Here is a 23590-nt window from a genome sequence, read left to right as displayed (position 1 = left end):
GGAGGTGACTTCCGTCTAAGCGGGAATGCATATTTTCAATTTGGACAGCAGTGGTTCAATTTAGTAATTTTGTAAGCGTGTTACAAAAACACCACAGATAAAGAAAAAGGCTTGAAGTTTAAGTTCTTCAAGCCTTTAACCCTCTGCAGTTTCAAGTGTTTATCTCTAATTCCAAAACTGCAGTGTTTGTAATTTTTGGCGGAGAAGGAGGGATTCGAACCCTCGAGACCAGTTATTTTTGATCTGCACCCTTAGCAGGGGTGTGCCTTCAGCCACTCGGCCACTTCTCCGACCGCGCAAATTCCACCATACATGGAAAAGCAATTGCGGTGAGCGCTGAATATTACAGAAAAGTTCGGATGATTGCAAAAACGCCATTACAAAAATCGGCATCAAACATTCGCAGCTGCTTGAGGCCAACTAAAATCCGCTCAACGAATTTTGTCCGAGCCAAATGAACCGACTTTTCTTTCTGGGTTTTCTCTTTACCGTCATTGCCTCCGTCTTATGGGGCGCCATGGGTACGGCCGTGCAGCATCTGTTTCAGATCAAAAGCGGCTTTTTTGCTCTGGGTCTTGTGACGTTGCGTCAGTTGTCAGCCGGGGTGCTGTTTGTGGCTATCGGCACGCTGATCATGCCTCGAAAGATGTGGTCGATTTTCAATGACCGCAAGCTTTTATTGGAAATCCTCACGAGTGGTGCGCTGGTGTTTTTGGCCCACTTCTGCTTTTTTCAATCGATTTCCTACTCCAATGCCGGCACCGCTGCGATTTTTCTGACGCTCAATCCCATGCTGGCCGGTCTGTGGCTGACGCTGGTAAGAGGTACGAAGATGTCGTCCGTGGAGTGCGTTTGTGCCGTATTGGCCGCTGCCGGCGTAGCGCTGATGGTGACCGATGGCGACTTCTCCGGTCTGAAGTTCTCGCCGATGGCCGTCGTTTGGGGACTCTGTTCGGCAGTGTTTGCAACGGCCTTCAGCATTCAACCGCAGAAGCCTTCGGCAAAGGCCGGTGTTACGGTTGTTGTGGCATGGGCATTTCTCTTCGGCGGAGTGATTGCTTCTTTCTTCTGCCCGCCCTGGATGCTTAATGTAAATTGGAACTGGGTGGTGACGGCCGATTTTGCCTTTATCGTGGTTTTTGGCACGGTGGCGGCATTCTGGCTTTATCTTACCGGGTTGAAATACATTTCCCCGGTGGTCTCCGGTTTGGTGGTGTGTCTCGAGCCGCTCTCTGCCATCGTTTTCTCGATGGTGCTTTTGGGGGATGTGCTCGGACTTTGGCAGGCAGTAGGCGTGGTGCTGGTGCTTGCCAATATCTGCCTGCTTGCTTTGGCGCGTCGATAGGTTAAATCGAAGTTTTGTTCGATTGTGCCGAGATGCGTGATGCTATCTCGGCAGCACGCTTTTGGGCGTCGCGATATGAAAATTCGCAGCCGCACCATGTTTGGTTGTAAAAACCGTAGAACTTCAAAAGCGCATTGCGACGGTCCTGCAGGCCGTCTTTTCTCCAGTTCTTGTCCCAGTATTGAACGTTATCGTACTGAGCAGCCGCTTCTCTGCCTGCAGCATTGACCTGGTCAAGATTTTTCCAGCGGCTTGAGGCCAGGGTGGTGGTAAAACGGGCAATGCCACGGTCGTGGGCCAGCTTGGCCGCTGCACGCAGGCGAACTGAGAAACAGACCGTGCATCGGCGGCCGCGTTCGGGTTCATTTTCGAGTCCCTTGACGGCATCAAGCCATGCGTTGTGATCCCAGTCGCCGTCGACGACCTCCACGCCGAGTTTTTGACAGTGTGCCGTGAGTTCGTTTTTTCTCTTCTCGTACTCGGCCTGAGGGAAGATGTTAGGGTTGAAATAGAAGACGACGGGACGGATGTCGTGAGCGAGCATCCACTCGAGCACGGCCGCGGAACACGGCGCGCAGCAACTGTGAAGAATGACTGTTTCCATGGTGGCTAAGTTTAGCCTCGCGGATGTGACAAAAGCCTGAATTCGCAAAAAAATATTGGGTCTCTGTGTTTACTTTATGTCGGTTTTGTGTCAGAATGCGGACTCTCTAATTTTTTTGGCGCACCGGATTTGCGCCCGCGACCGCTCGAGATACGACGGCGCCGGCAATCCCGTGCGATGTATCAACAACTAACATCCTAGGATCAGGTGCTTATCAATGCCCACCATTCGCGTTAAGGAAAACGAACCCTTTGAGGTTGCGCTTCGTCGTTTCAAGCGCACCATCGAAAAGTCCGGCCTGCTGACCGAGCTTCGTGCCCGTGAGTTCTACGAAAAGCCCACGGCAGAACGTAAGCGCAAGAAGGCTGCTGCCATCAAGCGTCACTACAAGCGTCTTCGCAGCATGATGCTGCCCAAGAAGCTGTACTAATCGCTCGCGCAGTACAGACTGAAGCCGGCATTGATTAAGACGCCGGAATTAGCTTGATAAGCCAGAGAAAGACGGCCGTCTCGACAGTGAGTTGGCCGTTTTTTCTTGCAGTTGGAGAAAAAGAATGACGATCAAGGAACGCATTACCGAAGACATGAAGAGCGCCATGCGTGCACACGATACGGCACGCCTGTCGGCTCTGCGCTTGCTGCTGGCCGCTATTAAGCAGCGCGAAGTGGATGACCGCGTTGAGGCCACCGACGAACTCGTGACCGGCGTCATTGGCAAGCTTATCAAGCAGCGCCGCGACTCCGTGAAGCAGTATACGGATGCCGGCCGCGCTGACCTCGCGCAGAAGGAACAGGACGAAATCGATACGTTGTCGGTGTACATGCCCGCCCAGATGTCCGACGACGACATCAAGGCAATCGTGGCGGCAGCTATCGAAGAAACCGGCGCCAGCGGCATGGCTGCCATGGGCAAGGTCATGGGCATCGTCAAGGCCAAGTGTGCCGGCAAGGCTGATATGGGTCGCGTGTCAGCGCTTGTGAAGGCAGCTCTGTCGGCCTAACAGGCGTTTCAGACGCAATGAGCTGCAGTCCGATTCGGGCTGTAGCGCTGAAGGAAGCTGCGGTGAGCACCAGGCCGGCGAGCAATCGTCTCGGTTCGGCGCACCGCAGTTTTTGTTTTTTCACTCTTTTTTCTGGCAGCAAATGATCCCGGAGAGTTTCATTCAAGAGCTTTTGAGCCGCATTGACATTGTTGAAGTGATCAACAAGGTCTCGCCCTTGAAGCGCACCGGGAAGAATTTCATGTGCTGCTGTCCGTTTCACAAGGAAAAGACGCCGTCTTTTTCCGTGAGCCAGCAAAAGCAGTTCTTCAAGTGCTTCGGCTGCGGAGCATCCGGCAATGTCATCGGCTTTCTCATGCGCTATGAGGGGCTCTCGTATCCGGAAGCCATCCGAAAACTTGCCGAATCGATCGGCATGACGGTGCCCGAAGCCCCGCGTGAGCGTGAACAACGCACGCGTGTGCGCTCGCTGACCGACATGATGAAGGCGGCTTCCGACTACTATTGCGCCAGTCTGAGAACCAATACCCGCACGATTGAGTATCTCAAACGTCGCGGCATCACGGGAGAGACGGCCGCTCGCTTTGCGCTGGGCTATTCGCCTGATTCATGGCAACCGCTCAAGGACGTGTTCGGCGAGCAGTACGCCAGCAAGGATCTCGAAGAAGAAGGCGGCTGCGGACTTGTGATTCACAACGGAGACAAACGTTACGATCGTTTCCGTGGGCGTCTGATGTTTCCGATCCGCAATCCACGCGGCCAGGTGATCGCCTTTGGCGCCCGAACTCTCAACGGCGACGAGCACCCGAAGTATCTCAATAGTCCCGAGACGGCGCTTTATCACAAGAGTCGTGAAATCTACGGTCTTTATGAGGCCTCAGCCAGCATCCGAGAAAAGCATCGCGCCATTGTCTGCGAAGGCTACATGGACGTGATACAGCTTTCGCAGGCGGGTTTTACCGAAGCGTGTGCGGCTCTCGGTACGGCTGTGACCGCCGAGCATGTGCAAAAACTCTTGCGTTCGGTTGATACGGTTTACTTCAGTTTCGACGGCGACAGCGCCGGTCAGCACGCGCTGCGTCGCGCTCTGGAGGCGGCTCTGCCCGTTGTGGAAGACGATCAGGAAATCCGTTTTGTCGTTCTACCGCCCGAGCATGATCCCGATAGCCTCATCAAGGAAAGGGGAGCTCAGGCCTTTGAAGACGAATTGAAAAAGAGCCTGACGCTTACGCAGTATTTCGTGCGTTCGGTGTCCGAAGGCAAGGATTTGGGCACGGCCGAAGGCCGTAGCCAGTTTGTGGCAGAAAGTAAGCCCCTGATTGTGTCGATGCGCTCGGCGCCCATTTTGCGCAAGCAGTTGGTGGGCGAACTCGCCATGCACGCTCGCATGAGCCCTGATGAAGTTGAGCGCTTATGCGGCATTGCCACAGTAAGAAAGCTCCCTGCAGCCAACCCCGCAACGGGGATGCGCTTTGACGCGAGGCGCAATCGAAGCTACGGCGGCGGTGCGTTACGAAAGCCCTTTTTCGGCACTGGCGCCGAACCCGTGTCGCTAGCTCCCACAGGAGATATTCGCGAGCGCTTGCTGCAAAACATCCTCAACTACCCGGCGCTGGCCGTGGAGTTTTCCTCCCGCATCGAAGAGGAATTCGTCGGCAGCGAGGTGGAAGCCGCCCGCGAAATTCTTGAAGTCTGGCGCACCGTGACCGGAGAAGAGGAGCCGCTGTTGCAGAGTCAATTGATTTTGGAGCGATTGCAGTCAAGTCGGCACTACGCACACTACTGTGATCTGGTGGCGCGTGAGATGGTGCTGCAAACTCCGGAAAATGCCGCTCGCGTCGAGGTGGAGCTCACGTTTGACCGGCTTGAGCTTCAGCGCATCGAAGCCAATCTTATGCAGGCTACGCTCGAAGCCAAGCCCGACATCCGGCGCGTCATGGGACTTGACGCCAAGCGCAAAGTTCTCAAGGCCCGCATCGATGAAGTGCAAAAGCAGTTTGCGCTTCACCATGGTGCGGACATCTAGCCGATCGGATTGAACACGAGCGTGAGGGCGATCGTCCACATCACAAGGGCGATCAGCGTGTCAAGAATGCGCCATGCCTTCGGGTTTTGAAAGATTGGAAGCAGGAGTCGCGCTCCGAAACCGAGGCCGGTGAACCACAGTACGCTTGCCGTTAGGGCCCCCGAGGCAAATGTCCACTTCAAATCCTTGCCGTACTGAGCGGCAATGGAGCCGAGCAGCACGACCGTATCCAGATAAACGTGCGGATTTAGAAATGTGAAGGCCAGACACGATGTGATTGCCTTCATGAGTGAGCCCGCACCGACCTCCGAAATCTCCATTGACCCGTTGCCCGAAGCCGCTCGCCTTGCGGCTGAGATCCCGTAGACCGTCAGAAAAAGCGCGCCGCCCCAGCGGAAAAACTCCAGAAGCCACTCGTTGGTTCGTATCAGCGCACCCATCCCCGCTACGCCAGCGCAAATGCAGAGGATGTCACCTCCGATGCACACGAGAACAACCGGCAGCACGTGCTGACGGAGCAGGCCCTGTCGGAGGACAAAGGCATTTTGCGCTCCGATGGCAATGATGAGACCGGCACCGGTTCCCAGACCGGAAAGAAACGTGGCAAGCATGTGGCAAATCAAGTTCGGTGCGCGAAGGAAATGCACCAGAAACGGTTGAGGCTAAAGCAATGTGCTGATCCGCTTCGGAGCAGTCGATGTTGCACACGAGGGAATCGACGGAGGAGCACTTTAGCCCAAAGTGAGTTGGTTCGTGTGAGAGTTCGTCGTGTTTTTTGGCGAACTCATTCGATTCAACAGCGCTTTCTTGCAATCTGGCACAGCGATTGCTTGTGTGGCAGATGGAATTTGTGCAACCAAAAAAAGGAGGCCGCGCATGAAATTCATAGTTGCTGTCATCAAACCTTTCAAGCTCGACGAGGTGCGCGAAGCGCTGTCCGAAGCCGGCATCAACGGGCTTACGGTGACCGAAGCCAAGGGTTTTGGCAGGCAGAAAGGGCACACGGAACTCTACCGAGGTGCCGAATACGTGGTGGATTTTCTGCCCAAGGTAAAGCTCGAAATCGCCGTGTCGGACGATATGGCCGAAGTCGCCGTTGAAACGATTCAAAAAACGGCATACACGGGAAAAATCGGAGACGGAAAACTTTTTGTCTTTGATCTGGCTACAGCCGTGCGCATTCGCACGGGCGAAAGAGACGACGTGGCACTTTAGGTCCTACGGCCACATAAAACCAAAATAAGAAACAAACAGGGAGACCATCGATGAATACTTCAACCAAGGGGGCCGTATTGTCGGCACTTCTGACAATTTCGGGGTGCGCAGCTGCCGACACGGTCGAAAGCGCGATTGACAAGGCTGATGTTGCCTGGATGCTAGTGGCAACGACGCTGGTGCTTTTCATGACAATTCCGGGGATCGCGCTTTTTTACGGCGGAATGAGCCGAAAGAAAAACGTGCTCTCCGTGCTGGCGCAGACAACTGTAATTTGTTGTGCTCTCACTTTGCTGTGGCTTGTCGTGGGCTATTCGCTCGCATTTGCCCCGGGCAACGCTTTCGTCGGCGGCCTGGATCACGTGTTTTTGCGGGGCATTGACATCAAGTCGACGACGGGCAGCATTCCCACGTATCTTTTCGTCATCTTCCAGATGACGTTTGCCGTGCTGACGGCGGCGCTCATGATCGGCTCGTTTGCCGGCCGCATGAAGTTTTCTGCCATGCTGGTCTTTATGCTGTTGTGGTCGGCTTTTGTGTACGCGCCCATTTGCCATTGGGTTTGGGCCGAGGGCGGCATCTTCTTTGAGATGGGAGCGCTTGACTACGCCGGAGGCACCGTTGTTCACATCAATGCGGGCATTGCCGGTTTGGTCGGTTGTCTGGTGATCGGCAAACGTTTGGGGTATGGTCGAGAAGCGATGAGTCCGCACAACTTAACGTTCACCATGATCGGCGCCTGCGTGTTGTGGATCGGTTGGTTCGGATTTAACGGCGGTTCGGGGCTTGCGGCCAATGAGCGGGCGGTGCTGGCGATTCTTGTGAGCCAGATTGCGGCGGCTGCGGCCGGCTGCAGCTGGATGGCCTGCGAATGGATTTTGCGCGGAAAGCCTTCTTTGCTCGGCATGGTCTCCGGTGCCGTGGCCGGACTCGTGGTGATTACGCCGGCCTCGGGTTTTGTCGAGCCGCTTCCGGCTTTGTTGATGGGGCTTCTCGGCGGCGTCGTGTGCTTCTGGGGCGCCACGGGGCTCAAGCGCCGCATGGGTTGGGACGATTCGCTTGACGCTTTCGGCGTGCACGGTGTCGGCGGCATCCTGGGCGCAATTCTCACGGGTGTCTTTGCTTCAAGCGCTGTGACCGGAGCGGCGACACTACCGGTTCTTGAACAGGTTGGCATCCAGGCGGCCAGCGTGGCGGCAACGCTTGTATACGGCGGCTTGGCGAGTTTCGTTCTGTTCAAGCTCGTTGATCTGCTGTTTGGTCTTCGTGTTGACACAGAAGCCGAGCGTCAGGGGCTTGACCTGGCATTGCATGGTGAGCGAGTCGAGTAAGCCGCGCATGATAGAAAATCTTCTGGGCGGAGTTTGCTCCGGGTAAAACAATAGGAAAAAAACTAGAATCTTGACCGTGAAAAGACTAAAATGCGAAATTCGTGTAGGAGTCTTTTGATACCGGTAAAAGACCGCCCAGGAGATGAGAGCAATCCATCGGAGGCGAGCGACACGATTCAGAATAGAGGCGTACCCGCAATCAACTGGCCGATTCGGCAAAGGGGGAATGTACCCGGCCGACGGCGTGCGCGATTCAGCTCGTAGAGAACTCAAGGGACGCATGTTTTGATGCAGGAACGGAAACGCGTTTTTCCGCCTGATCAAACCAGAAAAACAATGGAGCCGGTAAAGGCAAAGCGTGCCTGAGGGGTGTGCTTTGGAGAAAAAATAGTCGACTTGATAAGAAGGTTCTGAGCAGTTTCATCGTTTTCCAGCATTTTCAATTCACCGCCCGCATTCGAACTCGAAGGTGTTGCGGGCTTTGTCGTGTGTGCACGTTTTGGGTGAACGAGGCCGATTTGAGGTTGCCGACAAAGACATTGAAACTGCCGATTCTTTCTTTTTTCTGACTGAGCTGAAGTTTTACTTAGTTATGACAAAAAAAACCGAAAACACTGTCGCTGACATCGTTTTTCCCGATCTTGCCGCCATTGAATGGATTGCGCACGCGCCTGCAATCAAGGTGGGCGGCGATGTGGTCATCGTGAGCGATGATCTGGTTGAAGAGGTGTCTGCTGCGCCTGCCAAGAAGCCCCGTAAGAGCTCCAAGAAGGCCGAGGTCGCCGGCGAAGACAAGCCCAAGGCCAAACCTGGTCGTAAGCCCGGCCGCAAGGCAGCTGCAAAGAAAGACGACATGGACGACATCGGTGACGACGAGATGATCGATCTCGATATGGACGCCGATGAAGAGGGCGGTGAAGATCTTTCGGAACTTGAAGAACTCGATCGTGTGTCCGACGGTGTCGACGCATCGAGCGATTCCGAAGACCATGTGCCCAACGGCTACAGCTCTCTGGTTCGCCTCGGCCGCCAGCGCGGTTGGGTGACCGTGGCCGAAATCAACGACCATCTGCCTGACAATGTCGTGCGCAACGAAGAGTCGTTGAGCGAAATCACCGAACAGCTGTTGCGTTTGTCGATTCAGGTGTTTGAAGCGCCGCCGAGCGAAGACGACATCCTGATGAACGAGCCGGTGAGCGACGACGAAGACATCAGCGAAGAAGACGCTGCCGCCATGCTCACGCCGGAAGAAAGCGCGGGCTTGTCCAAGGATCCGCTGCGCGCCTATCTGCGCGGCGTGGGTTCCCACAAGTTGCTCACGCGCGCCGGTGAAATTGAAGTCGCCAAGCAGATCGAAATGTACACAGCCAAGCTCTTGTCGGCCATCATTCAGCATCCGATGGCCGTTGAGAAACTGGTTGAAATCGCCCAAGGCCTCAAGGAAGACAACGCTGATATCGATACGGTGATTGACGGCTTCACCGACAACCAGGCCCTGGCCGAAATGGACGAAAACGAAGAGGTCGGCAGCGACGAAGTGGCTACCGACATCGGCGCGGCAGCCATGACGACCGAACAGCTCGAAGAGATGAAACAGCGCGCCATCGAAATGTTCGAATCCTGCAGTCACTATCTGCAGGCTATTCGCGACAGCTTCGGCGACCCCAAGCGCTTGCAGGCATACAAAGATGCTCGTGCCGCCATCGCTTTCGAACTCGCTCCGGTTCGCTTTGCCGTCAAGGCCGTCACCGTTCTTACTGAACACATCACGCAGCACATGGATGCCGTCAACGAAAACATCCGTCAGCTGCGCGCCCTGATGGTTGATCGCTGCGGCTATCCCCTCAAGGCCTTCCTTGAGGAAGTCAACACGCGCATTACCGATCCGGCCTGGATCGATGAAGCGCAGAAGGCCGGTCAGCCCTACAGCGTTCGCATTGAAGAAAACCGTCCGTTGCTTGCACACCTGCAGGATCAGTTGCGCGTAGCCGAACAGACGGCTCTGCTCTCGATTGCCGATCAGCGCGATCTGGCTCGTCAAGTGCGTCTGGCCCAAACCAATCTGGCCAATGCCAAGGCCAAGATGATCGAAGCCAACCTGCGTCTGGTGATCTCCATTGCCAAGGGGTATGTTAACCGCGGCTTGGCGATGACCGACCTGATTCAGGAAGGCAATCTGGGGCTGATGAAGGCCGTCGACAAGTTCGAATACCGTCGTGGCTACAAGTTCTCGACCTATGCCACCTGGTGGGTGCGCCAGTCCGTTACGCGTGCCGTGGCTGACTACGGCAACACCATCCGTATCCCGGTGCACATGACCGAGTCCTACAACAAGATCCGTCGCGTGCGTCAGCGCATCCTACAGGAACGCGGCCGCAACCCGACCGATGCCGAGCTTTCGGAATTGTCCGGCGTGCCGCTTGCCAAGGTGCAGCTGCTTACGCAGGCCATGCGAGGAGTGGAATCGATCGATGCTCCGATCGGCGACGACGAGGATGCAAGCCGTTTGGACTTTGTGAAGGGTGACGAATCGGACGATCCGCAGCGCAAGTTCCTTCGCATGGCGATGGAAGAAGAAATCAAGCGTTCGCTCAATGAACTGATGCCGCGCGAAGCCCAGGTTCTGCGCCTGCGTTACGGCATCGGCACCAACCATGACCACACTCTTGAAGAAGTGGGACAGGCCATGGGGCTGACGCGTGAACGCGTCCGCCAGATTGAAAGTGCAGCCATTCGCAAGCTGCGCAGTCCTGACTTCCAGGAACGCTTGCGCGACTACCTGCAGGTAGCCAATTCTCTCGACTAATCGCATCGGCCCAAAGCTGATTCGAAGAAGGCGGTTTCCGAATTCGGTGCCGCCTTTTTTTGCGCCTGTGGACAGTCTGACAAATTTGTCTTTAACCGCTCCGATTTTTGCTGAAAAAGCGGCAAAAATTAGTGAAATTTCCACGAATGCGCTCTATTCAGTCGTTAAACTTATTCCTTAGGCTGCAGCGTGACAACAATCTTTTTGTCGCGCATGCCGCACGTTGTTTGAACCCTCTATCTGTCGCACCGCCCAATGGATCACTCCCTTCAGCTTCTTTTTACTTTGGCACTAGCCTTCGTCTTGGCGCTTATCTTCGGTTGCATTGCCGAAAAGCTGAAGTGTCCGGCCTTAGTCGGCTTTTTGTGTGCGGGCATCCTTTGCAGCAGTAATACGCCGGGACCGACGGCCGACATGGAAATCGCCATGCAGCTCTCAGAAGTCGGCGTCATCCTGTTGATGTTCGGAGTGGGGCTTCATTTCTCGATTTCCGATCTCTTAAAAGTCAAGGGCATTGCGGTTCCGGGGGCGGTCTTACAAATGACGATAGCGACCTTGTTGGGGTTGCTGTTTGCCGTTTATGTCTGGGAGTGGAGCCTTGCTTCGGGGCTTATCTTCGGCCTGTGCCTGTCCTGCGCATCGACCGTGGTGCTGCTTAAAGCTCTGGAAATGCACGGGCATCTGAACACGGTTGACGGACAGATTTCCGTCGGCTGGCTGGTTGTGGAAGACATTGCGACGGTACTGATTCTTGTGTTGTTGCCGCCGATAGCCCAGATCATGGGCGTTGCGCCGGGCGGCAGCGAAGCGGCTGAACCGATGACGGCAAGCGGCATTGCATACGTGATTGCCTCGACGCTGCTGCACGTTGTGGCCTTCGTGGCCATCATGATGGTGGTCGGCCGCAAGTTCATCCCCTGGGTGCTTTGGCAGATTGCCAAGACAGGGTCGCGCGAACTTTTCACGCTGTCGATTCTCACTGCTTCGGTGGGAATCGCATACGGCGCGGCGGCGGTCTTTGACGTGAGTTTTGCTCTAGGGGCCTTCTTTGCCGGTATGGTGATGCGTGAAAGTAAGTACGCGCACCGCGCCGCATCCGATTCGCTGCCGCTGCAGGACGCTTTCTCGGTGCTCTTTTTCGTGGGCGTCGGGATGATGCTCGATTGGCGCGTCATCATCGAAGAGCCCTGGTCGATTCTCACGATGCTTGCCATTATCATGATCGGCAAGTCGCTTACTGCCTTCTGCTTGGTGCATTTTTTGCGCTACCCGCTGCATACGTCTCTGAACGTCGGCGCGGCGCTCGCGCAGATCGGCGAATTTTCGTTCATTTTGGCCGCGCAAGGCATTGCGCTTGGCATGACCGATCAGAAGATGCTTTCGATGGTGGTGGCTTCAGCCATTTTGTCGATTGCTCTCAATCCGGTGATGTTTGCGATGATTCCCTACGTGCGCCGCTTCTCGGTGCGCTACTTTGCTTGGGCGCGCGCTGCGGCGATGCTCACCGATCCATACTCGGTGCTGCCCAAGGAGACCTCGCGCCGCATGCTCATGGGGCAGACCATTTTGGTAGGTACCGGCTCGGTGACTCGCGCCGTTGCCAAGCGTCTGTCAGACGATGACGTTCCGTTTGTGTGCATATCCGAGGACAAGTCCTTTGCCGAAGAACTGCGCAGCCAGAAGCACGCAGTGATCAGCGGCGATGCTGCCGATCCGATGGTTCTTGTTCAGGGGCATATCGTGACGGCCGCGCAGCTGATGGTGATTGACATTGATCCGGTAAAGACGCTCAAGATCGTTGAAATGGCCAAGCAGCTCAATCCCGATCTCAATATCATGGCTCGCGCGGGTTCGCACGACGAGGTCGAACATCTCAAGTCCGAGGGTATTGCGAAGGTGTATCTCGATTCCGAGAGCGTTTCGGAAGTGCTCACCGGCAACATTCTCGATTACTATAAGAAGGACGAGGAACAAGGCGAGCAGGGGGCGGTTCAGTCCCAATCTGCTCATTGAGTAAGAGGAAGACAGCGAAATGGAAATTTCTCCGGTTGTTTGCTGGCTTGTGGCCGGACTTCTTCTGGTTGGCGTCGATATGTTGCTCGGCACCTTCTATCTTTTGGTGATGGGGCTTGCGGCCGGATGCGGTGCGCTGGCAGCTTGGGGCAGCTTGTCGGTCGGCTGGCAGTTTTCCGTCTTTGCTGTCGCTACCATCGTGGGCAGTCTGATCGTGCAGCGTTTTCGTAGCGCCAAACCCACCGAGAGCGACGCTTTGCAACAGCCCGATGTCGGGCAGAACGTCACGGTTAAGAAATGGAACGACGACGGTACGACGCAGGTTTCCTACCGAGGCGCTCTGTGGACCGCATACACCGCGCAACAATCCGAGCTTTCGGTCGGCGTTTGGCGTATTGTGCGAGTCGAGGGCACGCGGTTGCTGATTGAACCGGCTTCGCACTGAACATTCTTGTAGCAGGATCGAATATGGCCATATCCAACTTTTTGATTTTCTCGGTTTTCTTCGTTTTGCTCGCCGTTGTGTTCGTCACGCAATGCATCAAGGTGGTGCCGCAGCAAAACGCATGGGTGGTTGAGCGTCTCGGTAAATTCCACAGCGTGCTCACGCCCGGGCTCAATATCATCATTCCCTTCATCGACCGCGTCGCTTATAAGCACAGCCTCAAGGAAGTGCCTCTGGACACGCCTAGCCAGGTTTGCATCACGAAGGACAATACGCAGCTTACTGTCGACGGCGTGCTCTTTTTCCAGGTGACGGATCCGCAGCGAGCAAGTTACGGTACGAGCAACTACATCATCGCCATCACGCAGCTTGCGCAAACCACGCTTCGCAGCGTCGTGGGCCGTATGGAGCTCGATAAGACCTTCGAGGAACGCGATCTCATCAACAAGTCCGTGGTGACGGCCATTGACGAAGCCGCTCTCAACTGGGGCGTGAAGGTTCTTCGCTACGAGATCAAGGATCTGACTCCGCCCGCGGTCATCTTGCAGGCCATGCAGCAGCAGATCACCGCCGAGCGCGAAAAGCGCGCCGTGGTAGCGGCTTCCGAAGGTCGCAAGCTCGAACAGATCAATCTGGCGACCGGCGCTAAGGAAGCGGCCATTGCTCAGTCCGAGGGCGAAAAACAGGCCGAAATCAACAAAGCTCAAGGTCAGGCTGCGGCGACGCTTGCTATTGCGCAGGCAACCGCCGAAGCACTTCGCATGGTGGCTGAAGCGACTAACGCTCCCGGAGGCATGAACGCCGTCAATCTGCAGGTCGCCGAGAAATACGTTGAAGCGTTCTCCAAGCTTGCCAAGGAAGGCAATACGTTGGTGGTCCCTGCCAACCTGGGTGATCTGTCGACGCTGATTACCTCCGCGATGACGATGGTCAAGGGCGTCGGCGCCAACGGTGGTGCAACCCAGGTGCTTCCGAAGTCCTGAGCGAAAGGTTGCGCTATGACCGATACGACGCAAGACAAGACGGCAGGCAAGAGAGGCGCCGAGCATCTGGGCTTTGAGCTTGCCGAGGGTGAGGGCTTCAACCGCGACCGCGTAAGCGTGTTTCTACTTTTGAACCTCGTTGTGCAGTCCTATGCAGAGCACCAGATGGCCGGATTCGGGGGAAACGCCGAAAATCTCAGCCTGGCTGCGTTTCTGCGGGAGGTGACGGGGCTCTTTCAGGGGCGTTATCCCGAAGTTCTTCGGGGATACGGCGAAGACGAGGGATGGAGTGGCAAACCTTTTACCTCCTGGCTTCGGGCGCGTATGGTCGAAGATCTCACAGAGCAGGACCGCGACTGCTTTGCCTGGAAGGACGATGCGTATCTCGTGGCGTTTGCGGTGAGCAAAATGGCAGTTGAGCTTCACGGTCTGTTTGCCGAGCAGCTGCAGGAAGACAAAACGATGGACGAAGCGCAGGCCATCGGAGGCAAGATTCTGTCCTTTTGCGCACGCTGGTCTCTGATTCTGAGCGGCGACGAAACGCCGCTTCCCGATTTTGCTGAAGAAACAAAGGATAAGTTCGATGAGTAGTTGCGGATCCTGCCGTTCGGGCCGATGCGGTGATTTTTCTTCCAAGGCGGTCGGTCTGCCGAGTTTGGCCGCCATTGACGTTGTCGAGCGCATTTTGCTTCAGGCCGTCAAAAACACGGCGCAGCGTTCGGTTGACGCTTCTGAGGGAAAGTTGTCTCGCCAGGATTTGGTTGATGCAGATCTGAAGCTTGTGACGTGGCTCACGGACACCTTTGCCGGCCGCAACCGTCATTTTGAAACTGCCGAAGGTTGGAATCCGACGGGGCTGGCTCAGTATCTGCGAGAAGGCATGGGAGAGCGGGTGCGCGACGTTTTGGGCGGAAAGCTGCCCGACGGTGATTACGAGATGATCGAAATCGGTGCGCGTCTCTTTCTGAACAATGCCTATGTGCTTTTGGAGCAAATCGGTCTGATGGGCAACGGCAACCTCTCGGGGCTGGAGCAAAACGACAGCGTGCTGTCTTTTGTCAACTATTGGTCATGCCTGCTCACGGGCTGCCCTTTTGCCGATGACTGATCGACATGCCTTTATTTCAGCGCAGCGCCCTTAAAGAGGGCGTGAGTCCCAGAGAAGCTTTCGGTTGGGCTCTTTTTGACGCCGCCAATTCCGGCTACAGCACGGTTGTGCTCACGGCCGTTTTCAACGCCTACTTCGTCTCCACGGTTTGCGGTGACGCTTCCTGGGCAACGTTTCTCTGGAGTTGCGCCGTGGGCGCGGCCAATGCCATCTCCATGCTTCTGATGCCTGCGATCGGGCGCGTGGCTGATCTGACTGCCACCAAAAAGAAGTGGTTGGTTGCCGCAACGATTCTGTGTGTTTCGGCCACCGCCTTGCTTGCTTTGTCCGGCCCCGGCACGTACATACTTTCGGTGGCGATGCTCATCGTGAGCTACATCGGTTACAACGTGGGCGAATCGCTCAATTCTGCCTTCTTGCCCGAAATATCCCGCCCCGAGGCCGTGGGCAAGGTCTCGGGCTGGGGATGGTCGCTCGGCTACGTCGGAGGCTTGATTACGCTTGGACTTTGTCTTGCGGTGGTCACTGCGGGGCAATCGCAGGGGCTCGGAATGGATTCTCTGGTGGCGGCAACCAACATCATCACCGCTGCCGTCTTTCTCGTGGTGAGCCTTCCGGTATTCATGTGGCTTAAGGAGCGCGCCGTGCCGCAGGTGCACGGAATCGCTCAGCTTAAGACCGCCATGGCGCAGGACGTAGACAAGGGTAAGACGGCCGAGATACTCATGAAGTTTGTCGACTTTCGCTATCTCGTCGTCTGCGGCTTTTTCTACCAGTGCGGAGTGGCAACTGTCATCACGTTGGCTGCGGTGTACGCGTCGGCCGTGATGGGTTTCGGTCTGACTGAAACGCTCGTGATGGTGCTTTTGGTGAACATCACGGCTGCCGTCGGCGCTTTTGGCTTTGGCTACATACAGGATAGAATCGGACACAAATTGGCGCTTGCGCTGACCTTGTTGCTATGGATCGCGATGGTGGCTACAGCGGCAAGTGCGCAGACGAGCGCCGTGTTTTGGGTGGCGGCAAATCTGGCCGGTCTTGCGATGGGGTCGAGCCAGTCCGCCGGACGCGCGCTGGTGGCCGTGTTTGCGCCCGAAAAGAAACTTGCCCGTTTTTACGGGATATGGAATATGGCGTTGTGGCTCTCGGCGGTCATCGGGCCCATCACGTACGGTGCTGTGACTTGGATGACGGGGAACAATCAAAGGCTCGCTATTGTGGTGACGGGATTATTCTTTGTGGCCGGGCTCATTGCGCTGATTCCTGTTAAGGTTGCCCGCGGAGCTGCGCTTGCGCAGGCAGAAAATCAACTAGATGGACAATAACAATGCTTGATTTTTCATACTACAACCCGACGCGTCTCATTTTCGGCCGCGGGTCCGAAACGAAAGTGGCGGCTAGCTTCCGGCCGTTTGCAGGCGACTCCGGCCGCGTGCTTTTGGTCTACGGCGGCGGAAGTGCCGTTCGTTCAGGTCTGATTGGTCGCGTGACGGAAAGTTTTGAAAAAGAAGGCATGACTGTGATCGCCAAGGGTGGCGTTCGGCCCAATCCCACCATTGATCTGGTGCGTGAGATGATCGAGGTGATCAAGGCAGAAAACATTGAGGCGGTGCTTGCTGTCGGCGGCGGCAGCGTCATTGATACGGCCAAGGCTGCGGCGGCAGGTGCCGTTTACGACGGCGACGTCTGGGACTTCTTCTGCGGTAAGGCCGTGCCGAAGGCGGCTATGCCGGTGGCGACGGTGCTTACGATTCCGGCAGCGGGCAGCGAACAGTCGATTCGTATGGTGATTTCCAACGGCAACGTTAAGGCCGGCTGCGGCAACGAATTCGTGCGTCCGAAGGTCTCGGCCATCAATCCCGAACTTTTCTTTACCCTGCCTCAGAACCAGATTTCGGCGGGCGTCTTCGACATGATGAGCCATATCATGGAGCGCTACTTTACCAATACGCCAGCTGTCGATTACACGACGGCGCAGGCCGAAGCCGCGCTGCGCGTGATCATGGAGCAAGGCCCCAAGCTGATGGCCGACAGCCAGGATTACGACGCCTGGGCTCAGATCGGTCTGGCCGGAAGCTTTGCGCACAACGGTTACTTCGGGCTCGGTTTTGAGGAAGACTGGGCCTGCCATGGCATCGAGCACGCGATCTCCGGTTGGGACGCCGAAATTACGCACGGCGCAGGCCTTGCCGTTGTGACGCCGGCTTGGCTTAGTTACGTTTGGAGCGCCAATCCGCAGCGCGTTTTGCGCTTTGCCCACGAAGTACTCGGCGTTAACGCTCCGGAAGGTACCGATCCCGAGCAAGTGGTTAAGCTTGCCGTTGCCAAACTCACGTCGTTCCTGATGGTGATGAATCTGCCGACGCGTCTGCATGAGCTCACCGACAAGGAAGTGCCGGTCAAGGAAATTGCCGCGGCAGCTGCTGCCGGCGGTACGCTCGGCCACTTCAAGCCTCTCACGCAGGGCGACATCGAAAAGATTCTGATGCTTGCCGCCTAATCAACTTTGCAAACCGACGATAAGGAGACGTCACGTGTCTCAAAACGATGTTGCACAAGCCGGCCGCTTTACGAACAAAAGCGCAGGACACTACAACCGTCTGAGCCTACGCAACGGCGTCTCTTTAAACGGTCTCACTCGCAATCCGCTGGATCTGGAAATTTTCTTTCAGGCGGCGCTGTTTTTTATCTCGCAAGCCGGCAAGGACGATTTCCTTGACCAGGAAACGTTCCTGGCGAGGTTGGAGTTTTTCCGCAGCCATCACGCAGCCTGGCTTGCCGGTACCACCGAGGAAATCTACGAGTGGATGCAGGGGTGCGGACTTGTGGTGCTGACCGACGACGGCGTGCGCTTTACAGCGCCCGTCTCGGATGAATTTGAGACGACCGATGCGGTGGTCGAGTACTGGCGGGAGCTTGAAGGAGAACGCGTCAGGCGCAGACATCGGGTGCGCGCTCAGCTTCAGGCCAAAAACCGGGAGGTCAATGCACCAAAGCCGATGAGCACCGATCCGGAGTTGGATCGCCGCCTGATGCAGGAGGCGTTGCGCATGGCCAAACTCGCCTATGACAACGATGAAGTGCCGGTCGGTGCCGTCATTGCGATGGATGGCAATATCGTAGCGGCAGCCATGAACGAAGTGGTTACTCGTCACGATCCGACCGCACATGCCGAAATGCTCGTGATTCGCAAAGCCGCGGCGATGCTTGGCAATGAACGTCTCAACGGCGCGACGCTTTACGTGACGCTGGAACCCTGTCCGATGTGTGCCGCTGCCTGCAGTCTGGCGCGCCTGGCTCGTGTGGTGTGGGGCGCCGATGATCCCGACTGCGGCGGCATGCGCGGCGCCATTGATGTGGCCGCCAAAGCGCATTTGAATCACCGTCCGGAGATGACGCCCGGCGTACGCCGCGCCGAGTGCGAAAAGATTCTTCAGGACTTCTTCAAGGCCAAACGTAAGAAAGCGCAGGCTTGAGGATGGAGGTGCTGCACATGATCTGCGAGACTCCTTCTTCCGAAACCGTCATTGCGCCGGAATTGTGGATTTGCGCGCCTTCGCGTGCTCTCACTGTTGTGCCCGGCGATGAAAGAATTGATCACGAACGTATCGATGCGGCCAGCGACGCCTTGCGTGCGTTGGGGTGGTCGGTGAAAGAGGCCGCTAATGTCCGACAAGTGGACAAGAGTTTTGCCGGCACCGATGCGCAGCGTGCGGCAGGTTTTGAAGAGGCGATGTGTGCTCCGCAGGCCGATCTGGTTTTGGCATTGCGCGGCGGCAGCGGTACGGCGCGTATTTTGGATCGGATCAATTGGGATCGCGTGGGGGCTTCGCACGCAGTCTTTATGGGATTGTCGGATCTCACGGCAATCAATCTTGCGCTTTATGCCAAGTGCGGCAAGGCGAGCTGGCAGGGGCCGGTTGCGGCAGCCTTTTCCATTCCCGATGAGACGAGGGTTGAATTTTTCATGAGGGCGATGAGTCGTCCGCTGTTTGAGGAAAAGCTTGTAGCGCAAGGCGAAGCGATCGAAGCCGAAGGTGTTTTGTGGGGCGGCAATCTGTCGGTGCTTACGTCACTAATCGGTACGCCGTATTTCCCTCAAATCGACGGCGGAATTCTGTATCTCGAGGACATCAATGAGCCGGCCTGGCGCGTCTCGAGAATGCTTTCTCAGTTGAAACTCTCGGGCGTATTGCAGCGCCAGAAGCTGATTCTCGCGGGAGACTTTACCGGAACCGATCGCAATGCCGGATCAGGAGCGGGGCGCTACACGCTCAGGGATGCGATGTCGGAATGCGGATTGCCTGTGGTGTACGGGTTGCCCTATGGCCACATCAATTCGACGATGTGTCTGCCGTTTGGCGTGTCGGGCCGTGTGACCCTACGCGATGAAACGCTCGTGATCCGAGCCGACAACTGTCCGGTGCCGACCGAATTTCCCGGTGCTCAACAGGCAAATGCCCCGCTGTGGTGGGTCTGACGACAATTTTGAAGAGTAACGAAAGTGAAGTGGCTGCAGTCAATTAAGCGACTTTTTACGGGGATGGACGCTCAGCAGCGCCCCACCGCACGCATTCTTTCCGAGCAGATTCATGTGTCGCTTCGACTGCTTCCCGTGTCGCTTGCCGGGCAGATCATCGGAGCTTTGGGTATTGCGGCGCGTTTTTGGCCGCTTGTCAATCACGTGATGCTGGTCTCCTGGCTTGTTGCTCTGACGATCACCGTCTGGCTGTGGGCGCGTCTGCGTCGGCGCTTTTTGGCCGATACGAGGCGCGAGGCGCACATTCGCGAATGGCTTAGGCAGTGGATGATTCAGTCGGTGGCAACCGGCATCGTCTGGGGCTTTGCGGGCGTTGCTTTTCTCATCACACAGGACACAATGGACATCGTCGTGCTGGTGTCGGTGATGGTGGCCGTCGTTTTTGCGTCGTGGCCGGCTTATTCCTGCTGGATTCCCAGCCTCTTTGCCGTGATGCTGCTCTCTCTGGGGCCCCTGACGCTGGGCTTGACGAGTGCCCTGGAGATCGGTCAGACGGCACTTACCGTGATCGTCATCGTACTCATCTGTTTTGTTCTCTACAGCGGCCGACGTTTAAGTGAAGTCGTCGTGATGGCGGTGACGCGCGACGCTCAAAATGAACGCTTGGTGGCTCGACTCAAAAGTGAGAAGTCGCGAGCCGAAAGCGAACGGCGGGCTGTTGCGGCGGCTAGCGAACGACGCGCGAAGTTCTTTGCTGGCGCCAATCACGATTTGCGTCAGCCTTTGCAGGCCATGGGAATCTATCTGCAGATCCTGCAGATGCAATCAACGCCCGAAACCAAGGATGTCATCGCGCAGCTTGGTGCAACCGCGCAAAACATTTCGACGTTGGTTGAGCAGCTTTTGGAAGTCAGCCGCATTGAGACCGGACACCTGGACGTCAAGATGGAAAATGTGAGCGTTGCGGAGCTTTTTGCCGAGCTTGCCGCCGAATTTGCTCCGGTTGCCGCCTCCAAAGGATTTTTCTTCCTGACTCGTCCGCTGCCGCTTACCGTCCATACGGACCCCTTGTTCGTCAAGCGCATTCTGACGAACCTTATTACCAATGCCATTCGCTACAGCAGGAAGCCCGGCTCCAAGATTGTGCTGGCGGCGCGCCGTCTGCGAAACGGCCGCATTACGATCGGTGTGTACGACCAGGGGCCGGGTATTTCGGAAGAAGACCGACATCGCATTTTCGAGGCCTTCTATCGCGGTGAGGCCGGTAAACACTCCGAAACCGGTTATGGCCTTGGACTCTCGATTGTGAGCGGGCTAGCCAAGCGCCTGGGTATTCCGATTACCGTCGGCAGCCGACTGGGTCGGGGTTCGGTGTTTCGTCTGGAATTTACTAGCGTCAAGAACGCCGCGGCGGATCATGCCGCCGACGGTTTGCCGCTTACCACCGACCTTGACATGCGCGGTGTGGTGGGCATTCTGGAAGACAACGACATTGTGCGAAATGCCGTGAGCGCCATCATCCACAGCTGGGGCGCAACAGTCGTTTCTTCTCGTGAGCCTTCTCAGGAATTCATCAGTCGCATGGTGACCGAAGCCCAGGACGGTAATCTGGCCGCATTATTGTCGGACTACAACTTGGGTGAAGGCGTGATGACGGGGTTGGAGGCGATTTTCGCCGTGCGTATTGGCGCGGCGCGCAACTTCCCCTGCGTGCTGCTTACGGCCGTAAGCGAAGACGTGATTGCACGAGCCTACCGAACGCTTGTTCTCAATCCCGACAACGAAGGACAAGCCATGCCCGTGATTCTGCAAAAGCCGGCAGGCGCTGAAGCGCTTGCCTCCGCCCTGCGCCGAGCGGTGGCGGAAAACCGCAAGACAACGGACTAGAGAACGACGTCAAAGCCCGCACGACGAGCCGCGATGAGCGCTTCCGTGCGGTTGCGGGCACCGAAGGCGCGGTAGATGGCCGAGATGTGCGTTTTTACTGTGCCTTCCGACAAATTCAATTCGCGGCAAATGCGCTTGACGGGAAGACCGCGTGCGAGCGTGTGCAGCACCTCCTGCTGGCGCTGCGTAAGGCGGACCTGAGGCGTGGACTGCTGCATCTCGACGGCAGCTTCCGTAAAGAATCCTTCCTTTTGACTCTGACTCAAAAGTTGGGTCGGAATATAGACGCCGCCTTGAAGCACGAAGGTGATGGCATCGCTCAGCATATTTGTATCGAGCGACTTGGGTACGAATCCGGCGGCACCGAGCTGCAGCACGCGCATGATGTTGGCCTGATCGACGATGCCCGAGAGCACCAGAATTTTGAGTGCCGGGTTGGTCTGAACCAACTCTTCGAGAAGACTCGTCGGCGTCTGCACGCCCGGCAGATTCAGATCAAGAATCAGCAAATCCGTATCTTCGCTGTGTTCGCGCACAAGAGCTCGCGCATCTTCGGCCGTGCTGCCGGTCAAGACTTGAGCTCCTTCAAACTTTGCCTTGAGCAAAACCGAAAGAGCCTGAACAATCAGAGAATGGTCGTCGACGAGAAGAAAGTTCATATGAAAAGGACGTTCATAGGGTGCTACCGAATGTTCAATTCTAAAAGTTTCGTGGCTGAAATTGAGGTCATTTGAAAGGTTACTTCAAAAGCCTCCGTTTTCTGAGCAGAAGTGCTTATGTCGATTTATGACGCTCGTGGCATACTACAAAAATCGGCTCTGTTTCCTTTATCTCAAGGTAATGAGTGCCTATTTCAGAACAAAATCAAAACTTAAAACTCTCGGACATTGCCCCATGTCAAAAACTCTTTACGACAAGCTCTGGGATGAACATGTGGTAACCGCCGAAGGCGACGGTACTGCCACCATCTACATTGACCGCCATTTGATGCACGAAGTCACCAGCCCGCAGGCCTTTGAAGGATTGCGGCTTGCCGGACGCAAGCCCTGGCGCGAATCCTCCATTGTGGCGACGGCCGATCACAATACGCCGACGACGGGTTGGGAGAAGGGACTCGCCGGAATTACCGATCCGATCGCATTGCTGCAGGTCGAAACCCTCGACAAGAACATGAAGAGCATCTGTCCGGCCGCTTATTTCCCGTTTATGGACAAGGGGCAGGGCGTCATCCATGTTATGGGCCCGGAAGAAGGGGCCACGCTGCCCGGCATGACGGTCGTGTGCGGCGACAGCCACACGTCAACGCACGGCGCTTGCGCGGCTCTGGCTTTCGGCATCGGCACCTCTGAAGTGGAGCACGTGCTTGCTACGCAGACGCTCATCACCAAGAAGAACAAGAATATGCTCGTGCGTGTCGAAGGCAAGCTTGGCCCCGGCATCACCGGCAAGGATATCGCTCTGGCAGTCATCGGCAAGATCGGTACGGCCGGCGGAACGGGCTGCACGATTGAATTCGCGGGCTCTGCGATCCGTTCGCTTTCGATGGAAGGCCGCATGACCCTGTGCAACATGGCCATTGAAGCGGGCGCACGCTCCGGTCTTGTTGCCGTCGACGAAAAGACGATCGAATACATGCGTGGCCGACCGCTGGCGCCCAAGGGAGAAAACTGGGACAAGGCGGTTGCCTATTGGAAGACACTCGTGTCTGACCCGGACGCCCATTTCGATGTCGTGGTCGAACTGCGCGCCGAAGAAATTCGTCCGATGGTGACGTGGGGAACGTCGCCCGAAATGGTGACGTCAATCGACGGCGTCGTGCCCGATCCCGAAAAGGAAATGGATCCGGTAAAGCGCGAAGGTCAGATGCGCGCGCTTAAGTACATGGATCTCGTGCCCGGCACCAAGATCACCGACATCAAGCCCGATCACGTCTTCGTCGGTTCCTGCACGAACTCCCGCATCGAGGACATACGTGCGGCGGCATACGTCGTCAAGAAGCTTGGCAAGAAGGTGGCTCCCAATGTCGTGCAGGCTCTGATTGTGCCGGGCTCCGGCCTCGTGAAGATGCAGGCCGAAAAAGAAGGTCTGGACAAGATCTTCATCGAAGCAGGCTTTGAGTGGCGTGAACCTGGCTGCTCGATGTGTCTGGCGATGAACGCTGATCGTCTGAGTCCGGGCGATCGCTGCGCCTCCACCTCCAACCGCAATTTCGAAGGCCGTCAGGGTAAAGGCGGGCGCACGCATCTGGTGAGTCCCGCCATGGCTGCCGCAGCGGCCGTGGAAGGTCACTTCGTTGACGTCTCCAAACTCTTTTAACGCTCACAAGGCAAACGCATAAGGAAAACA

21 protein-coding genes and 1 tRNA gene are annotated in these 23590 nt (G+C 56.4%); 18 read left to right on the top strand and 4 right to left on the bottom strand.

What is annotated here, in order from left to right; all coding sequences use genetic code 11:
• Nucleotides 1-196 precede the first annotated feature (196 nt).
• Nucleotides 197-290, bottom strand: a tRNA-Ser gene (locus DW133_RS06750).
• A 164-nt stretch (nt 291-454) separates the two neighbouring features.
• On the opposite strand from DW133_RS06750, the gene DW133_RS06745 reads away from it, so the two are divergent.
• Nucleotides 455-1345, top strand: coding sequence for a DMT family transporter (locus tag DW133_RS06745; protein WP_118275880.1), 891 nt, complete (start codon nt 455-457; stop codon nt 1343-1345).
• 1 nt (nt 1346) lies between these two features.
• Here the strand turns inward: DW133_RS06745 and DW133_RS06740 are convergent, their stop codons facing one another.
• Nucleotides 1347-1949 carry an epoxyqueuosine reductase QueH gene (locus tag DW133_RS06740; protein ID WP_118275879.1) on the bottom strand — a complete coding sequence of 201 codons (603 nt, stop codon included), beginning with the start codon at nt 1947-1949 and terminating at the stop codon, nt 1347-1349.
• Nucleotides 1950-2166: 217 nt separating this feature from the next.
• Here DW133_RS06740 and rpsU point away from each other — a divergent pair, with 217 nt between their 5' ends.
• The 3 genes from rpsU to dnaG all read left to right on the top strand — a co-directional run bounded on the left by rpsU (nt 2167) and on the right by dnaG (nt 4976).
• On the top strand, nt 2167-2379 hold the full coding sequence (rpsU, locus tag DW133_RS06735; protein ID WP_008811706.1) for a 30S ribosomal protein S21: 213 nt from the start codon (nt 2167-2169) through the stop codon (nt 2377-2379).
• 124 nt (nt 2380-2503) lie between these two features.
• Nucleotides 2504-2950: a GatB/YqeY domain-containing protein gene (locus DW133_RS06730; RefSeq protein WP_118275878.1), complete on the top strand. Its 447-nt coding sequence runs from the start codon at nt 2504-2506 to the stop codon at nt 2948-2950.
• Between the two features lie 142 nt (nt 2951-3092).
• Complete coding sequence (gene dnaG / locus DW133_RS06725) at nt 3093-4976, top strand: DNA primase (protein WP_118275877.1); 1884 nt, start codon at nt 3093-3095, stop codon at nt 4974-4976.
• Here dnaG and DW133_RS06720 read toward each other — a convergent pair.
• The gene (locus DW133_RS06720; RefSeq protein WP_118275876.1) at nt 4973-5587 is read right to left on the bottom strand and encodes a LysE/ArgO family amino acid transporter; all 615 of its coding nucleotides are present in this window, start codon (nt 5585-5587) and stop codon (nt 4973-4975) included. The genes dnaG and DW133_RS06720 overlap by 4 nt on opposite strands.
• Nucleotides 5588-5852: 265 nt before the next feature.
• Here DW133_RS06720 and DW133_RS06715 point away from each other — a divergent pair, with 265 nt between their 5' ends.
• From DW133_RS06715 to DW133_RS06655, 13 genes are all read left to right on the top strand, one after another.
• Complete coding sequence (locus DW133_RS06715) at nt 5853-6191, top strand: P-II family nitrogen regulator (protein ID WP_118275875.1); 339 nt, start codon at nt 5853-5855, stop codon at nt 6189-6191.
• A 50-nt stretch (nt 6192-6241) separates the two neighbouring features.
• Nucleotides 6242-7522 carry an ammonium transporter gene (locus DW133_RS06710; RefSeq protein ID WP_118275874.1) on the top strand — a complete coding sequence of 427 codons (1281 nt, stop codon included), beginning with the start codon at nt 6242-6244 and terminating at the stop codon, nt 7520-7522.
• A gap of 592 nt (nt 7523-8114) precedes the next feature.
• Complete coding sequence (rpoD, locus tag DW133_RS06705; protein ID WP_118275892.1) at nt 8115-10328, top strand: RNA polymerase sigma factor RpoD; 2214 nt, start codon at nt 8115-8117, stop codon at nt 10326-10328.
• 255 nt (nt 10329-10583) lie between these two features.
• Nucleotides 10584-12341, top strand: coding sequence for a cation:proton antiporter (locus tag DW133_RS06700; protein WP_118275873.1), 1758 nt, complete (start codon nt 10584-10586; stop codon nt 12339-12341).
• Nucleotides 12342-12360: 19 nt separating this feature from the next.
• Nucleotides 12361-12786, top strand: coding sequence for an NfeD family protein (locus DW133_RS06695; protein ID WP_118275872.1), 426 nt, complete (start codon nt 12361-12363; stop codon nt 12784-12786).
• Between the two features lie 23 nt (nt 12787-12809).
• On the top strand, nt 12810-13769 hold the full coding sequence (locus DW133_RS06690) for an SPFH domain-containing protein (protein WP_118275871.1): 960 nt from the start codon (nt 12810-12812) through the stop codon (nt 13767-13769).
• A 15-nt stretch (nt 13770-13784) separates the two neighbouring features.
• Entirely contained in the window at nt 13785-14360 is a 576-nt protein-coding gene (locus tag DW133_RS06685; protein ID WP_118275870.1) for a hypothetical protein, read from the top strand.
• On the top strand, nt 14353-14877 hold the full coding sequence (locus DW133_RS06680) for a hypothetical protein (RefSeq protein WP_118275869.1): 525 nt from the start codon (nt 14353-14355) through the stop codon (nt 14875-14877). Before DW133_RS06685 ends, DW133_RS06680 begins: the two co-directional genes overlap by 8 nt.
• Nucleotides 14878-14882: 5 nt before the next feature.
• Nucleotides 14883-16202: an MFS transporter gene (locus DW133_RS06675; RefSeq protein ID WP_118275868.1), complete on the top strand. Its 1320-nt coding sequence runs from the start codon at nt 14883-14885 to the stop codon at nt 16200-16202.
• Nucleotides 16203-16204: 2 nt separating this feature from the next.
• Entirely contained in the window at nt 16205-17377 is a 1173-nt protein-coding gene (locus DW133_RS06670; RefSeq protein ID WP_118275867.1) for an iron-containing alcohol dehydrogenase, read from the top strand.
• A 34-nt stretch (nt 17378-17411) separates the two neighbouring features.
• Complete coding sequence (locus tag DW133_RS10200) at nt 17412-18353, top strand: nucleoside deaminase (protein ID WP_233542133.1); 942 nt, start codon at nt 17412-17414, stop codon at nt 18351-18353.
• A gap of 17 nt (nt 18354-18370) precedes the next feature.
• Nucleotides 18371-19357, top strand: coding sequence for an LD-carboxypeptidase (locus DW133_RS06660; protein ID WP_158571142.1), 987 nt, complete (start codon nt 18371-18373; stop codon nt 19355-19357).
• Nucleotides 19358-19381: 24 nt separating this feature from the next.
• Entirely contained in the window at nt 19382-21244 is a 1863-nt protein-coding gene (locus tag DW133_RS06655) for a HAMP domain-containing sensor histidine kinase (RefSeq protein ID WP_147408893.1), read from the top strand.
• On the opposite strand, the gene DW133_RS06650 is transcribed toward DW133_RS06655, so the two are convergent.
• Nucleotides 21241-21903, bottom strand: a complete 663-nt coding sequence (locus DW133_RS06650) for a response regulator transcription factor (RefSeq protein ID WP_118275864.1) — start codon at nt 21901-21903, stop codon at nt 21241-21243. The two genes, DW133_RS06655 and DW133_RS06650, sit on opposite strands and share 4 nt — an antisense overlap.
• A gap of 235 nt (nt 21904-22138) precedes the next feature.
• Between DW133_RS06650 and leuC the strand changes: the two genes are divergently transcribed.
• Nucleotides 22139-23560: a 3-isopropylmalate dehydratase large subunit gene (leuC, locus tag DW133_RS06645; RefSeq protein ID WP_118275890.1), complete on the top strand. Its 1422-nt coding sequence runs from the start codon at nt 22139-22141 to the stop codon at nt 23558-23560.
• The last annotated feature ends 30 nt before the right edge of the window (nt 23561-23590 follow it).

The sequence above is a fragment of the Sutterella sp. AM11-39 genome (genome assembly GCF_003472385.1).
Classification (GTDB): domain Bacteria; phylum Pseudomonadota; class Gammaproteobacteria; order Burkholderiales; family Burkholderiaceae_F; genus Duodenibacillus; species Duodenibacillus intestinigallinarum.
This window is presented reverse-complemented; position numbering and strand designations above follow the sequence as displayed.

Bases quoted from the DNA above. Each gene is read 5' to 3' on its own strand.
- DW133_RS06745 (WP_118275880.1), top strand. From the start codon at position 455: ATGAACCGACTTTTCTTTCTGGGTTTTCTCTTTACCGTCATTGCCTCC.
- DW133_RS06740 (WP_118275879.1), bottom strand. From the start codon at position 1,949: ATGGAAACAGTCATTCTTCACAGTTGCTGCGCGCCGTGTTCCGCGGCC.
- rpsU (WP_008811706.1), top strand. From the start codon at position 2,167: ATGCCCACCATTCGCGTTAAGGAAAACGAACCCTTTGAGGTTGCGCTT.
- DW133_RS06730 (WP_118275878.1), top strand. From the start codon at position 2,504: ATGACGATCAAGGAACGCATTACCGAAGACATGAAGAGCGCCATGCGT.
- dnaG (WP_118275877.1), top strand. From the start codon at position 3,093: ATGATCCCGGAGAGTTTCATTCAAGAGCTTTTGAGCCGCATTGACATT.
- DW133_RS06720 (WP_118275876.1), bottom strand. From the start codon at position 5,587: ATGCTTGCCACGTTTCTTTCCGGTCTGGGAACCGGTGCCGGTCTCATC.
- DW133_RS06715 (WP_118275875.1), top strand. From the start codon at position 5,853: ATGAAATTCATAGTTGCTGTCATCAAACCTTTCAAGCTCGACGAGGTG.
- DW133_RS06710 (WP_118275874.1), top strand. From the start codon at position 6,242: ATGAATACTTCAACCAAGGGGGCCGTATTGTCGGCACTTCTGACAATT.
- rpoD (WP_118275892.1), top strand. From the start codon at position 8,115: ATGACAAAAAAAACCGAAAACACTGTCGCTGACATCGTTTTTCCCGAT.
- DW133_RS06700 (WP_118275873.1), top strand. From the start codon at position 10,584: ATGGATCACTCCCTTCAGCTTCTTTTTACTTTGGCACTAGCCTTCGTC.
- DW133_RS06695 (WP_118275872.1), top strand. From the start codon at position 12,361: ATGGAAATTTCTCCGGTTGTTTGCTGGCTTGTGGCCGGACTTCTTCTG.
- DW133_RS06690 (WP_118275871.1), top strand. From the start codon at position 12,810: ATGGCCATATCCAACTTTTTGATTTTCTCGGTTTTCTTCGTTTTGCTC.
- DW133_RS06685 (WP_118275870.1), top strand. From the start codon at position 13,785: ATGACCGATACGACGCAAGACAAGACGGCAGGCAAGAGAGGCGCCGAG.
- DW133_RS06680 (WP_118275869.1), top strand. From the start codon at position 14,353: ATGAGTAGTTGCGGATCCTGCCGTTCGGGCCGATGCGGTGATTTTTCT.
- DW133_RS06675 (WP_118275868.1), top strand. From the start codon at position 14,883: ATGCCTTTATTTCAGCGCAGCGCCCTTAAAGAGGGCGTGAGTCCCAGA.
- DW133_RS06670 (WP_118275867.1), top strand. From the start codon at position 16,205: ATGCTTGATTTTTCATACTACAACCCGACGCGTCTCATTTTCGGCCGC.
- DW133_RS06660 (WP_158571142.1), top strand. From the start codon at position 18,371: ATGATCTGCGAGACTCCTTCTTCCGAAACCGTCATTGCGCCGGAATTG.
- DW133_RS06650 (WP_118275864.1), bottom strand. From the start codon at position 21,903: ATGAACTTTCTTCTCGTCGACGACCATTCTCTGATTGTTCAGGCTCTT.
- leuC (WP_118275890.1), top strand. From the start codon at position 22,139: ATGTCAAAAACTCTTTACGACAAGCTCTGGGATGAACATGTGGTAACC.